This is a genomic window from Streptomyces griseorubiginosus (genome assembly GCF_001514195.1).
GTDB classification, from domain to species: Bacteria; Actinomycetota; Actinomycetes; order Streptomycetales; family Streptomycetaceae; genus Streptomyces; species Streptomyces griseorubiginosus.
Window position 1 is genome coordinate 1311468 of the sequence record NZ_KQ948736.1, and the last position, 13740, is coordinate 1325207.

The following is a 13740-nucleotide window of genomic DNA, read 5'->3' on the forward strand; positions in this document are numbered from 1 at the left end:
GAGGTGATCACCAGAAGCAGACGATCGCGTAGCCGCAGCCGGCGAAGTCGTTGCAGCTTCCGACGCCGAGGCACTTCGTGAGCTCGTCGAAGTCGCCGACTTCCTGCAGCATGGGCGGCTCGTAAACAGCGGACATGGATGTCCTCCCGTGTCGGATCGTTCGGGCCGACCTGTTCGGCCCGTGATCTGTCAGGGAAGCTACGGGGCTGAATGTCCCATCGGCATGGGGCAGTTGTCCTATGCCGGTCCTGTCAGCTGTCCCACCGCCGCTGCCGCACCCATCCCCATCCGACGGCGGCGACGGTCCAGGCGAGCAGCACCGTGAACCCGAAGGCCGTGTGCGGGGAGTCGACGGTGAGCAGTTCGTTTCCGGCCTGGTCAGGGAAGTAGCGGGCCATCTCCTTGGTCGCTCCGATGAGCGACAGGATGTGCGTTCCGGCGAGCACCATCGGCAGCAGGACGGCCAGCGGTACGACGGCGCTGCGGGCGATGGCCGCGACCCCGGCCGCGAACAGGCACATCAGGGTCAGGTAGACGACGGAGCCGGCCAGGGCACGCGGGACACCGCTGGCGCCGAGCGAGGAGCCGTGGGACCCGAGCGCCGCCTGCGTGACCAGGTAGCCGAGGACGGTGACCGGGACGGAGGCGGTGAGGGCCGCCAGGGCGGTGACGCCCATCTTCGCCGCGTACAGGCGTCCCCGCCGGGGCACCGCGAGCAGGGAGACGCGCATCATCCCGGACGTGTACTCGCTGGTGACGACGAGCACGCCGAACACGATCAGGGCCAGCTGGCCGTAGAGGATGCCGTCGAGGCCGGCCTGCTCGGGGGTGAAGTCGGAGCGCAGGCTCGGGTTGTCGGACTCCAGCGCGTTCTTCGCGGACCAGCCGCCGAGGGCCGCGATGAGGATGCTGACCGCGGCGAACAGCAGCAGCGACACCTGGGTGCCGCGGATGCCGCGCAGCTTGGTCGTCTCGGCGCGTACGGCCGCGAGAGTCTCAGACACGGGAGTTCCTGCCTTCCTCACCGGTGGTGCCGGTGGAGCCGGTGGAGCCGGTGGTGCCGGTGGTGCCGTCGTCGACGCCCGTACCGTGGGCCGCGCCCGCCTGGTCGATGACCCCGAGGAAGGTGTCCTCCAACGAACCGGCGTGGGTGCTGAGTTCGTCGAGCGGGAAGCCGCCCTTCGCCGCGATCCGGCTGACGTCCGCGGCCGGCATCCCGACGACGTCGAGTCCGCCGCCGGGGATACGCGTCACGGTGGCACCGGAGCTTGCCAACTCCCGTGCGAGACGTTCGGGTTCAGGAGTGCGCACGCGGACGGAGGAGCGTCCGTGGCGCGCGAGGAACTCCGACATGCCGGTGTCCGCGAGGAGTCGGCCGCGGCCGATGACGACCAGGTGATCGGCGACCAGGGCCATCTCGGTCATCAGGTGGCTGGAGATCAGGACGGTACGGCCCTCGTCGGCCATCGAGCGCAGCAGGTCGCGCAGCCAGCGAATGCCCTCCGTGTCCAGGCCGTTGACCGGTTCGTCGAGCACCAGCACGGGCGGGTCACCGAGCAACGCCGCGGCGAGGCCCAGCCGTTGTCCCATGCCCAGGGAGAAGGTGCCGATCCTGCGCCGGGCGGCGTCCGACAGCCCGACCGTCTCCAGCACCTGGCCCACCCGGCCCGGATCGATCCGGTTGCTCTGGGCGAGCCAGCGCAGATGGTCCCGGGCGGTCAGGCCGCGGTGCGGGGCCGAGGTCTCCAGCAGGGCGCCGACGTGCCGGAGGGGGTAGGTCAGGTCGACGTAGGCGCGCCCGTCGATCCGGGCGGTCCCGGTGTCCGGGCGGGTCAGGCCCAGCATCATCCGCATCGTGGTCGACTTCCCGGCGCCGTTGGGTCCGAGGAAGCCGGTGACGGCTCCGGGCCGCACCGTGAAGGTCAGGCTGTCCACGACGGTAGCCTGCCCGTACCGTTTCGTCAGGTTCTGGACGTCAATCACACGACGAGTCTGGCCGCGGCGGCCGCCGAGGACATCGGACCGGGGTCGGGACGGCACGGGACGACTTCACGACGGGGACTCATACCAGGGTATGAAATCCTTTTCGGCCACACTTTCGAACCGCGGTCCGGGCCGTCCTCAGTACGGCAGTGTCGCGAGGACGTGGAAGCCGGCCGCACCGGGCCGGGGCCCCGCGGTGAGGGTGCCGCCGTGCGCGGCGACCCGTTCCTTCATCCCGACGAGTCCCATGCCGCCGCCGGGGACGGTCGCGCGGTGCCCGGGTCCCGGTCCCTCGTCGGTGACGTCGATCGTCATCAGTCCGGCCCGCGCGGTGACGCGGACGAGGCAGCGGGTCGGGGCGGCGTGTTTGACGACGTTGGTCAGCGCCTCCTGGACGATGCGGAAGGCGGCCAGCGCGACACCGTCGGGCGGTTCCTCCGCCTGGTCGGTGCGCAGCTCGACGCCGACGCCCGCCGCCTCGGCCGTACGGACCAGCAGGGGCAGGTCCGCCAGGCCGCGGACGGGCTGGAGGTCCCGCTGTTCGTCGCCGTGCTCGCGGCGCAGCACCTTCAGGGTGGCCCGCATGTCACGCAGCGCCCGGCGGCTGACCTCCTCGATGACGGTGAGGGCCTCGCGCGCCTCCTCGGGGTGGGTCGCGACGACGTGGTTGGCCACACCGGCCTTGATCGCGATGAGGCCCACGCTGTGGGTGACGACGTCGTGGATGTCCCGGGCGATCCGCATGCGTTCTTCGACCTTGGCCTGTTCGGCCGCCTGCTCGATGGTCCGCCGCAGACTCTCACGTCGCTCCCGTACGGCCGCCCCCGCGGCCCACGTCGTCCCCAACACCAGCAGCCCGAACAGCAGTTGCACCGCCTGAGTGCCGCCCTGGTAGTTGCTGCCGCCGGTCACCGTCAGCAGGGCAGCGCCCGCCGCGCTCGCCCCGCCGACGAGCACGGCCGACCGCCCGAGCTGTTGCCGCCGTGTCGTGGCGACCATGTAGAGGGCGTAGGCGGCGGCGAGGAAGACGGCCGGACCGAGTCCGGCGGCCAGCGCCGCGCAGGATCCGGTGAGGACGACCGCGAACACCGGGACCGGCCACAGGCGTCGTACGGCGAGCGGAAGCGCGGTGACGAGAGAGAGCAGTGCGACGGTGACCCCGTCGGGTGTGCCGCCGGTACCGGGGCGTACCACCGCCAGCTGAGGGAGCAGGGCGAACCCGAGGGCGGCCGCCCCGTCGAGCATGATCAGACGTCGGCGCGAGACATCTCCCATGCGCCGAACCTATGGGTTCGATCAGACGGACGTCCAACTCGGCCTGAAGGCGACCATACGCCTTTACTCGGCGTTGAACATCCGCTTCGGGCGCCTAGGCTGGCACGGTCTTTGCAGGCGAGTACGTCTATAACACGGGGGTGTCAAGTCGTGCGGATCAACCTGTTCATTCTCAGTGAGGATCCCGTTTTCCTGGCCGGACTGGAAGCGATCGTCGAACAGGACGACAGTGTCAACCTGATCGGCGCCGCGGTGGACGAGTCCCGCGGGCTTCGATGTCTCAAGAGCAATCCGCTCCGGCCCGACGTCGTGATCATCGGTGAACCGTCGTGCAAGCGGGCCATTTGCAGGAACGTCGCCTGGGTCCTGTCCACCTACCGCCAGGAGAAGTCCCGGCCACGGATCGTCGTGGTGTCGCAGAACGAGTACGACGACGTGATCGTCTCCGCCCTCCGCCTGGGGGTGAACGGCTATCTGGCCCGCATCGCGTGCCCGGAGGAACTGCTGCAGTCCCTGCCGATCGTGGCGCGCGGGGGCGCCGCCTTCAGCCCCACGATCGCCGCCCGTTTCAGCAAATATTTCGCCACCATGCAAAGACTTCCGGAGCCCCCCGAATTCTCCCGGCTGACCAGCCGGGAGGGCGAGATACTGAAACTGCTCGCGGACGGCCTGAACAACCGCCAGATCGCCCGGCGACTCTTCCTCGCCGAGAAGACGGTGCGCAATTACGTCTCGCGCATCTTCACCAAGCTGGAGGTGCACGACCGGGCCGCCGCCGCACTGCGCGCCCGCGACGCCGGTTTCGGCGAGCAGGCGGACACCGCCCTCCCGCAACCCGCCTGACGGTCCGGCCCCGGACGGCCGGGCGTGCCGCGGCCTCGGCACGCCCGCCTCCTCCAGAGATGACGCGCATCACGTGAAGGCCCCCACGCGAGGGCTTTGCATGACCATGCGTCGTGATGCATAATCTTCCTATGTCCAAGGTCCTCACGTCCCTCCCCGCCGGCGAGCGCGTCGGCATCGCCTTCTCCGGCGGTCTCGACACCTCCGTCGCGGTCGCGTGGATGCGCGACAAGGGCGCCATCCCCTGCACCTACACCGCGCACATCGGCCAGTACGACGAGCCCGACATCGACTCGGTGCCCGGTCGCGCGCAGACCTACGGGGCCGAGATCGCGCGCCTGGTCGACTGCCGGGCCGCGCTGGTCGAGGAGGGGCTCGCCGCGCTCACCTGCGGGGCGTTCCACATCCGCTCGGGCGGGCGGGCGTACTTCAACACCACCCCGCTGGGCCGTGCCGTCACCGGCACGCTCCTGGTGCGGGCGATGATGGAGGACAACGTCCAGATCTGGGGCGACGGTTCGACCTTCAAGGGCAACGACATCGAGCGGTTCTACCGCTACGGCCTGCTCGCCAACCCGAACCTGCGGATCTACAAGCCGTGGCTGGACGCGGACTTCGTGACCGAGCTCGGCGGCCGCAAGGAGATGTCGGAGTGGCTGGTCGCGCACCAGCTGCCGTACCGGGACTCCACGGAGAAGGCGTACTCCACCGACGCCAACATCTGGGGTGCCACGCACGAGGCCAAGACCCTGGAGCACCTGAACACCGGCATCGAGACCGTCGAGCCGATCATGGGCGTCAGGTTCTGGGACCCGTCGGTCGAGATCGCGCCCGAGGACGTCACGATCGGCTTCGACCAGGGCCGCCCGGTGACCATCAACGGCAAGGAGTTCGGCTCCGCCGTCGACCTGGTCATGGAGGCCAACGCGATCGGCGGCCGGCACGGTCTCGGCATGTCCGACCAGATCGAGAACCGGATCATCGAGGCCAAGAGCCGCGGCATCTACGAGGCGCCCGGCATGGCCCTGCTGCACGCGGCCTACGAGCGGCTCGTCAACGCGATCCACAACGAGGACACCCTCGCCCAGTACCACAACGAGGGCCGGCGCCTGGGCCGTCTCATGTACGAGGGCCGCTGGCTGGACCCGCAGGCCCTGATGATCCGCGAGTCGCTCCAGCGGTGGGTCGGCGCGGCGGTCACGGGTGAGGTCACCCTGCGGCTGCGGCGGGGCGAGGACTACTCGATCCTCGACACCACGGGTCCGGCGTTCTCGTACCACCCGGACAAGCTGTCGATGGAGCGCACCGAGGACTCGGCCTTCGGTCCCGTGGACCGGATCGGCCAGCTCACCATGCGCAACCTCGACATCGCCGACTCCCGCGCCAAGCTGGAGCAGTACGCGGGCCTCGGCCTGATCGGCACCGGCAGCCCCACGATCGGCGCGTCCCAGGCCGCCGCGACGGGCCTCATCGGCACCATGCCGGAGCTCCCCGAGGGCGGCGCCGAGGCGATCGCGTCCCGGGGCGAGGTCTCGGAGGACGAGGCCCTGCTGGACCGGGCGGCGATGGAGTTCGGCACGGACTGACGCGCCGCGGCGTCCGGCCCGGACTGACGCACCGCAGCATTCGGCATTGGCTGACGCGCCGCAACGTCCGGCACGGACTGACGCGCCACAACTGGAGAAGGGCCGGTCCCCACGCCGCCATCGGTGCGGGGACCGGCCCTTCCGCGTGTCCGGGGACCGACGGAGCCCGGCATCGGAAACCGCCCGCCCGACGGCACGGCAACGGCACGGCACACGCCCGGGATTTCAAACAACCTGTCGTGAATGAGCGGCAGTTGGGGTGAGGAAGTGAAGGAGTCGTCCGGGTCGGAACTGTGAAGCAAGGTTTCGAACAGGAACGGGAACGATAAGTTCCCTGCATGAACGCGCGGCTCGCTCTTCTCGGCACGGTCACCCCTGGCGCGACGGAGAGCGAGGTCTTCCGACTCGCGCTCGGGCACGCGGTGGGCGAGCTGAGCGCGCTCGGCGGCACGATGCACCTGCGCGGCCCGATGTCGGCGCTGCGGCTGGTGTCGTCCGTCGGCCTGCCGCCCGCTCTGACCCGCTCCTGGGAGATCGTCGACCAGGAGGGCCCGCTGGCCCCCGCCCGCGCGCTCCAGCAGGGCAAGGGCGTCTGGGTGCCGCTCTCCCCGGGCGGGGAGAAGACCGGCCGGGACACGGGCCGGAACACCACGGGCCGCGACACCGCCGGACGGGACACCACCGGCCGGGACACCGCAGGCCGCGACACCCCCGGCCAGGACACCCCCGACGACGTCCCCTGGCCCGGCACCGGCCTCGCCGCTCTCCCGGTGTTCAGCGGCAGACGCAGCGTCGGCGCGCTGACCGTCCTGGCCGGCGAGGGAGGCGAACCCACCCCGGCGCACTGGGACTTCCTGCGGGACGTGGTCGCCTGGACCGAGGACCGGATGGCCCAGGCGCCGCCGGCCTCCGGCCCCACCCACGCGCAGCGGAGCGGCGAACGGCTGCGGCAGGCCCTCAAGGAGGTCCAGGTCGGTTCCTGGGACTGGGACATCCGCAACGGCGACCTGATCTGGGACGACGCGGCCCTCGCGCTGTACGGCACCCGGCCCGCCGACTTCACCGGCCGGATCGACAACTGGATGCGGATCGTCCACCCCGACGACTTGGCCCCCACGCTCGCGGCGGCCCAGCGGGCCATCCTCGACCACTCCGTCTACGAGGCCGAGTACCGGGTACGGCGCCTGGACGGCACCTGGGGCTGGACCCAGGCCCGCGGCCGGGCGACCTACGACGAGCAGGGCGAGCCCCTCAGGATGATCGGGGTCGGCTGGGAGAGCAACGAGTCGCGCACCGCCCGGGACGCGCTCGGCAGGGCCCTCAGGCACATGAGCGACGGCTTCCTCGCGGTCGACGACGAGTGGCGGATCACCTTCGCCAACCTGGAGGCGGAACGCTTCCTCGGATTCTCCGAGGAGGAGCTGTTCGGGCGGCTGCTGTGGGACCTGTCGGCCACCCGGCAGGTCCCCGGGCTGAAGGAGAGCTGCCTGGCCGCGGCCGCCGAGGAGCGGCCCGCCGGTTTCGACGTGCACCTAGCGCAGTGCGAACGGCGCCTGCACGTCCGGCTGGTGCCGGGGCCGGACGGACGCACCCTGTACTTCCAGGACGTCACCGAGAAGCGCAGGCTGGCGGAGGAGCGACAGGCGGCCGAACGGGCCGCTGCCGAACGGGCGTTGCGGATCGCGGAGCTGACCACGGAACTCGCCAAGGCGACGACCTCCCGGGACGTCGTGGACGCGGTCGCCCGCCGGGTGCTGCCGCCGTTCGCCGCCGCCGGGCTCATGGTCCAGGTCAGCGAGGGCGACCGGCTCCACCACGTGGGCGCGGCCGGCTACCCCGCCGAGTTCGTCGACCTGCTCGACAGCCGCCCCCGGTCGACGACCGGCGACCCGGCCTGGGACACGATCGAGACCGGCGTCCCGCTGTTCATGTCGTCCCCGCACGAGTACGCGGCCCGCTACCCGGAGCTGGCCGACTTCCCCGCCCGCGGCAACAAGCGGTCCTGGGCGTTCCTGCCGCTGACGGCCTCCGGACACACCTTCGGGGTGTGCGTCGTCTCCTTCGACCGGCCCCGGCTCCTCGACGACGAGGACCGCGCCCTGCTCACCACGATCGCCGCCCTCCTCGCCCAGTCCCTGGAGCGGGCCCGGCTCTACGACGCCGAGCACACCCGGTCCCGGGAACTCCAGCGCAGCCTGCTCCCGCAGGACCTGCCCGACCTGCCCGCGTGCACGGCGGCCGCGCGCTATCTGCCGGCGGGGCCCGGCGCGGACGTCGGCGGCGACTGGTACGACATCATCCCGCTGTCCGGCGGACAGGTTGCGCTGGTCGTCGGCGACGTCATGGGCCACGGTCTGCCGGAGGCGGCCACCATGGGCCGGCTGCGCACCGCGGTGCACACCCTGGCCGACCTGGAGCTGCCGCCCGCCGAGATCCTCGGCCACCTCAACGACATCGTCGGCGCCATGGGCGAGGCGTCGTACGCCACCTGTCTGTACGCGCTCTACGACTCCACGACCCGGGTCTGTTCCCTCGCCCGGGCCGGACACCCGCCGCCGGCCCTGGTCCACCCCGACGGCACGGTGCACTTCCCGGAGCCGGACGCCGACCCACCGCTCGGCGCGGCGAAACCGCCTTTCGAGACGGTCGAGTTCGAGGTGCCCGAGGGCAGCCTGCTCGTGCTCTACACCGACGGCCTGGTCGAGTCGGCGAGGCGGGAGATCGACGAGGGCATGGCCGAGTTGGCACGGCTGCTCGCCGCCGCGCACGCCGACGGGACGGCCGTAGACCTCGAGCGTCTGTGCGACACCCTGACGGTGGGGCTGCTGCCGACGGATCAGCAGGCGGCCGACGACGCCGCGTTCCTGGTCGCCCGCCTGCACGCGCTGCCCGCCGACCGGATGGCGTCCTGGCGGCTGCCGGACGACCCGAAGGCCGCGAGCCAGGCACGTCGGCACGTACGCGAACAGCTGGCGTCGTGGGACCTGGACGACCTCGTCCCCACCACGGAACTCCTGGTCAGCGAGCTGGTCGGGAACGTCGTCCGGCACGCCCGCGGCCCGGTCCGGCTCCGGCTCCTGCACAGCGCCGGGCTGATCTGCGAGGTCTACGACGGCAGCCAGACCATGCCCCGCATCCGCCGCGCCACGGAGACCGACGAGGGCGGCCGCGGCCTCCAGCTCATCTCGGCCCTGTCCACCCACTGGGGCGCCCGCTACACCCCCACGGGCAAGTGCATCTGGACGCAGCAGTCGCCGCGCGACCCCGATCAGTCGTCGGACCTGCTGTTCCTGAACGCCGGGGACTTCGACGGGGACTTCGACGGGGACTGGGACTCGCTGCTGTGACACCGCGCGCCCGTTCGGCCCAGCACCACGGGCCGATCCCCGGGCGCGTCCCTAGGGTCGCGGTGACGGCTGTTCAGGCCCCCGCCCGAAAGGCACCCGACCCATGGCAATACGCACCGCAATAACCGGCGCGGCAGTGGTCCTCCTGGCCACCGCCGGCCCCCTGACCGGCGCCGCGCACGCCCAAACCGACCGGGACTGCGCGGACTTCGCCTTCCAGCAGGGCGCACAAGCACAGTTCGACCCGAACCCCGCCGACCCCAACCGCCTCGACGAGGACCAAGGCCGGGGCGAGGGCCAGGGACAGGGGCAAGGCCAAGGCCAGGGGCAGGGCCAAGGCCAGGGTCAGGGACAGGGCCAAGGCCAGGGTCAGGGACAGGGACAGGGCCAAGGCCAGGGGCAGAGCCAAGGCCAGGGGCAGGGACAGAGCCAGAGCCAGAGCCAGGGCCAGGGCCAGGGCCAGGGTCAGGGACAGGGCCAGGCTCATGGCTGGAACGACGGCATCGCCTGCCAGGCGCCGCCACGGCGGGAGCCCCCCGCCGATCTGCTTCCCCAGGACGACATCGCCCCCGACGTGTTCCTCCAGCCGGAGACCGCCCCCGAGGTGTTCCTCCAGCCGGAGACCCTCCCCGAGGTGCTGCTCCAGCCGGAGACCACCGTCGCGAACGTGGCCACGGTCGCCCCCACCCTCGGCGTCCAGGGCGGCTCCGGAGGCAGCGTCGGTCCGGCCGGCTTCGAGCGGGCGATCGGCGTCGCGCTGGCCGTCGTCGGCGCCGGGCTCGCGGGCACCTACGTGGTACGGCGGCGCCGCGAGGCCGGCCGCCGAGGCAGGGATGTGCGCGTCACGGGTCGATGAGCCCGGCTCTTATCGCGTAGCGGGTCAGCTCCAGCCGGTCCTTCATGCCCAGCTTGGCCAGCAGGTTCGCCCGATGCCGCTCGACCGTCTTCGCGCTGATGAACAGCAGCTCACCGATCTCCTTTGTGGTGTGCCCCTCGGCGACGAGCTTGAGGATCTCCTCCTCCCGCTCGGTGACGGCCCGGGCGGGCAGGTCGACACCGCGGTGCAGCCGGTCCAGGTACGACCGGACGAGGGCCCGCTCGGCCCCCGGATAGACGAAGGACTCGTCCCGTACGGCGGCCCGGCACGCCTCGACGAGATCGCGGTCGGCGACGGACTTGAGCACGTACCCGCTGGCGCCGGCCTTGAGCGCCTCGAAGAAGTACTGCTCGTTGTCGTACATCGTCAGGATCAGTATCCGCAGGTCGGGCAGGCGCCGGGACAGTTCGCGGGCGGCCTGGAGCCCGGTCATCCGGGGCATCGCGATGTCCAGCACGGCCAGATCGACCTCACGCGCGCGTGCCAGCTCCACGGCCTCCGCGCCGTCACCCGCCTCGGCCACCACCGTGAGGTCCGGCTCGCCCTCCAGGATGAGCCGGACCCCGCGCCGGACGAGCGTGTGGTCGTCGGCGAGCAGCACCCGCGTCGGCTCCGCCATCACCGCACCTCCGCCGCGACCGGTATCCGCAACCGCACGTCGGTCCCCCGGCCGGGCCCGGGCTCCACCGAGAACGCGGCCCCCACCAGCAGGGCCCGCTCCCGCATGCCCTGTATCCCGGCGCCCTCGGCGGCCGTGCCCAGCCCGCGTCCGTTGTCCCGCACGAGGAGTTCGACACCGCCGTCAACCGGCTGGAGCCGCACTTCGGCGCGGTCGGCGGCGGAGTGCCGCGCGGTGTTCGTCAGCCCCTCCTGGGCCACCCGGTAGACGACCAGTTCCGACTCCTCGGTCAGCGGGGGCAGATCGCCCCCGAGGTGGTGGCGCACGGTCAGTCCGTGCGTGGTGAACTCGGCCGCGAGGGACCGCAGGGCACTCGGCAGCCCCAGCTCCTCCAGCACCCCGGGCCGCAGCCGGCGAGCGATCCGGCGGATCTCGTCGAGCCCGGCCCGGGTGGCCTCCTGCGCCTGCCCGACCTCCTCCCGCAGCTCCTTGGGAGCCCGGTCGGCGACCCTCTTGAGCTGGAGGAGCACGGCGGTCAGGGTCTGCCCGACCTCGTCGTGCAGCTCACGCGCGATCCGGTGCCGCTCCCGCTCCTGCGCGGACAGCGCGTGGGCCGCGCCGGTCGCCCGCTCGGCCTCCAGCCGGTCGAGCATGGTGTTGTACGTCGTGATGAGCGCGGCCGTCTCGGCGGGACCGGAGACGGGGGCACGTACGCCGGGACGCAGCAGGTCGGCGGCGGCCATGGCCTGCCCCAGCCGCTGGAGCGGGGCGAGCCCGACCCGCAGCACCACGGCGTTGGCGACCAGCAGCAGCACGAGCCCGGCGAGGACGACGACGGCCTCCCCCTGCCGCACGGGCGTCGACACGGTGACCGGCCCCAGCAGCAGCGCGGCGGCCACGAGGAGACCCGCGGCGTTGAGCGAGAAGATCCGCCAGAACAACGACACGGCCGGACCTCCGCTCCTCTCCTCGGCTGCGCACGACGTTTCCGCGACCAGCTTCGCCGGTACCCGTCGCCCGCGTATATCCGTCACGTCACCCATATCGCCACGGTACGGGGAGCTGACACCATGCGAACCCGGCACCAGTGATCACTCGTGATCACGTGAACCGCACACCACTCGAAGCACAAGGGGAAGAAACGTGTCTGCTCCACGCCTCAGGGCGACGCCGCTGCCGGGCATCGGGGTCCAGTACGACCTCATCACCCGGGAGGACCGCCATCTGTCCGTGGTGGCCCACCGCGACGGCGCCCGCACGGTGAGCGTGTACCGGGCCGACGACCCCGACTCCTGCGCCCAGTCCCTGCGGCTGACCGGCTCCGAGGCAGGCGCCCTGATCGACGCGCTGAAGCCCTCCCACCACAGCGCGAGCCTCCTCTACACCACCGACCTGGGCCTGGTGGCCGAGCGCATCGAGGTGGCGGCGGGCTCCCGCTGGAACGGCCGGGTCCTCGGCGACACGAAAATGCGCACCGACACGGGAGCCTCCGTGGTGGCGGCCCTGCGCCGCGCGGAGGCGATCCCGTCCCCCGCACCGGACTTCCGCCTGGCGGGCGGCGACATCCTCATCGTCGTGGGCACCCGCGAGGGCGTGGACGCGGCGGCGGCGATCCTGGGTCGGGAGTAGGAAGCATGCACTCCGCGGTCCTTCTGATCGAGTTCGGCTCGATCATCCTCGGCCTGGGCCTGCTGGGCCGTTTCGCCGCCCGTTTCCGCCTCTCCCCCATCCCCCTCTACCTCCTCGCGGGCCTGGCCTTCGGCGAGGGCGGCCTGCTCCCCCTGGGCGCCAGCGAGGAGTTCGTCTCCATCGGGGCGGAGATCGGAGTGATCCTGCTCCTCCTGATGCTCGGCCTGGAGTACTCGGCGGGCGACCTGGTCACCAACCTCAAGGCCCACTACCCCTCCGGCCTGGTCGACGGGGCCCTGAACGCCCTCCCCGGAGCCGCGGCGGCCCTCCTCCTGGGCTGGGGCCCGGTGGCGGCGGTCGTCCTGGCGGGCGTCACCTGGATCTCCTCCTCCGGCGTCATCGCGAAGGTCCTCGGCGACCTGGGCAGGGTCGGCAACCGCGAGACCCCGGTCATCCTGAGCGTCCTGGTCCTGGAGGACCTGGCGATGGCGGTGTACCTCCCCATCGTCACGGCCCTGGTGGCCGGCGCGGGCCTCCTGGCCGGAAGCCTGACCCTCGCGATCGCGCTCGGCGCGGCCGGCCTGGTCCTCTTCGTGGCGGTCCGCTACGGCCGTCTCATCTCCCGCTTCGTCTCCAGCGACGACCCGGAGAAACTGCTCCTGGTGGTCCTGGGCCTGACGATCCTGGTGGCGGGAGTGGCCCAACAACTGCAGGTCTCCGCAGCGGTAGGCGCCTTCCTCGTGGGCATCGCCCTCTCCGGCGAGGTGGCGGAGGGCGCCCACACCCTCCTCAGCCCCCTGCGGGACCTCTTCGCCGCGGTCTTCTTCGTCTTCTTCGGCCTCCACACCGACCCGGCGAGCATCCCGCCCGTCCTCCTCCCCGCCCTCGCCCTCGCCCTGATCACCGCGGCCACGAAGATAGCCACCGGTTACTGGGCCGCCCGCCGCGCCGGCATCTCCCCCAAGGGCCGCTGGCGCACGGGCGGCGCGCTGGTCGCCCGCGGCGAGTTCTCGATCGTCATCGCAGGCCTCGCGGTCTCGGCCGGCATCGAACCCTCCCTGGGCCCCCTCGCCACGGCGTACGTCCTGATCCTGGTCATCCTGGGCCCCCTGACAGCGCGCTACACAGAACCCCTGGCAACCCGCCTCACCACGCACCGGCATCCGCCGGAGACACCGGGGCCGTCGTCGTCCCGGGTTACGGAGGCGACGGTGGGGAGGGACGGGGGGTAGGGGGTGCCGGGTGCGGTTTTGCGGGCGCCTAGGGGAATGCCGGGTACGGCTTACAGGCGGCTGCGGGTCCATCGTGGCTTGTCGCGCAGTTCCCCGCGCCCCCGCTGCGCTTGGCTTGGGCCGGGCGCCTACGGGGGTGCCGGGTTCGGTTTGCGGGCGGCTTGAGGTCCGTCGTGGCTGGTCGCGCAGTTCCCCGCGCCCCTGGGGAGTTCCAGTTCGCCTGCGCCATGACGGGACCGTCAGCCTCCGCCGCCCCCCCGACCGTCAGCCGTGCACGCCCGCCCTCCCCGGACCGTTCGCCGCGCGCGCCCGCCCTCTCCGGGCCGTGGGCCGCGTACGGCGGGCAGGG

Annotated in this window: 12 protein-coding genes; 6 read left to right on the forward strand and 6 right to left on the reverse strand. The window is 72.0% G+C overall.

Annotated features, from left to right (window positions below; translation table 11 throughout):
* Positions 1 to 7 precede the first annotated feature (7 nt).
* From AQJ54_RS45005 to AQJ54_RS18365, 4 genes are all read right to left on the reverse strand, one after another.
* Positions 8 to 136 (reverse strand): aborycin family tricyclic lasso peptide, encoded by a 129-nt coding sequence (locus AQJ54_RS45005; RefSeq protein WP_107121080.1) that lies wholly within the window; start codon positions 134 to 136, stop codon positions 8 to 10.
* Positions 137 to 251: 115 nt separating this feature from the next.
* Positions 252 to 1004, reverse strand: coding sequence for an ABC transporter permease (locus tag AQJ54_RS18355; RefSeq protein WP_062022670.1), 753 nt, complete (start codon positions 1002 to 1004; stop codon positions 252 to 254).
* Complete coding sequence (locus AQJ54_RS18360) at positions 997 to 1983, reverse strand: ABC transporter ATP-binding protein (protein ID WP_079069901.1); 987 nt, start codon at positions 1981 to 1983, stop codon at positions 997 to 999. The genes AQJ54_RS18355 and AQJ54_RS18360 overlap by 8 nt, the downstream gene beginning before the upstream one ends.
* 138 nt (positions 1984 to 2121) lie before the next feature.
* Positions 2122 to 3258: a sensor histidine kinase gene (locus AQJ54_RS18365; protein ID WP_248845373.1), complete on the reverse strand. Its 1137-nt coding sequence runs from the start codon at positions 3256 to 3258 to the stop codon at positions 2122 to 2124.
* 150 nt (positions 3259 to 3408) lie between these two features.
* Between AQJ54_RS18365 and AQJ54_RS18370 the strand changes: the two genes are divergently transcribed.
* The 4 genes from AQJ54_RS18370 (at position 3409) to AQJ54_RS46380 (ending at position 9890) form a co-directional block, all read left to right on the forward strand.
* Positions 3409 to 4101: a LuxR C-terminal-related transcriptional regulator gene (locus AQJ54_RS18370; RefSeq protein WP_062022678.1), complete on the forward strand. Its 693-nt coding sequence runs from the start codon at positions 3409 to 3411 to the stop codon at positions 4099 to 4101.
* A gap of 131 nt (positions 4102 to 4232) precedes the next feature.
* On the forward strand, positions 4233 to 5687 hold the full coding sequence (gene argG, locus AQJ54_RS18375) for an argininosuccinate synthase (RefSeq protein ID WP_020139126.1): 1455 nt from the start codon (positions 4233 to 4235) through the stop codon (positions 5685 to 5687).
* A gap of 338 nt (positions 5688 to 6025) precedes the next feature.
* Positions 6026 to 9034, forward strand: coding sequence for a SpoIIE family protein phosphatase (locus AQJ54_RS18380; RefSeq protein ID WP_062238552.1), 3009 nt, complete (start codon positions 6026 to 6028; stop codon positions 9032 to 9034).
* Between the two features lie 103 nt (positions 9035 to 9137).
* Positions 9138 to 9890 carry a hypothetical protein gene (locus AQJ54_RS46380; RefSeq protein WP_211278548.1) on the forward strand — a complete coding sequence of 251 codons (753 nt, stop codon included), beginning with the start codon at positions 9138 to 9140 and terminating at the stop codon, positions 9888 to 9890.
* Here AQJ54_RS46380 and AQJ54_RS18395 read toward each other — a convergent pair.
* A complete protein-coding gene (locus tag AQJ54_RS18395; protein ID WP_020139123.1) occupies positions 9877 to 10530 on the reverse strand; it encodes a response regulator in 654 nt (217 codons plus the stop codon). The genes AQJ54_RS46380 and AQJ54_RS18395 overlap by 14 nt on opposite strands.
* On the reverse strand, positions 10530 to 11477 hold the full coding sequence (locus tag AQJ54_RS18400) for a HAMP domain-containing sensor histidine kinase (protein WP_063806431.1): 948 nt from the start codon (positions 11475 to 11477) through the stop codon (positions 10530 to 10532). Before AQJ54_RS18400 ends, AQJ54_RS18395 begins: the two co-directional genes overlap by 1 nt.
* Before the next feature lie 196 nt (positions 11478 to 11673).
* Here AQJ54_RS18400 and AQJ54_RS18405 point away from each other — a divergent pair, with 196 nt between their 5' ends.
* Entirely contained in the window at positions 11674 to 12159 is a 486-nt protein-coding gene (locus AQJ54_RS18405; protein WP_020139121.1) for a cation:proton antiporter regulatory subunit, read from the forward strand.
* 5 nt (positions 12160 to 12164) lie between these two features.
* A complete protein-coding gene (locus AQJ54_RS18410; protein WP_062022690.1) occupies positions 12165 to 13391 on the forward strand; it encodes a cation:proton antiporter in 1227 nt (408 codons plus the stop codon).
* The last annotated feature ends 349 nt before the right edge of the window (positions 13392 to 13740 follow it).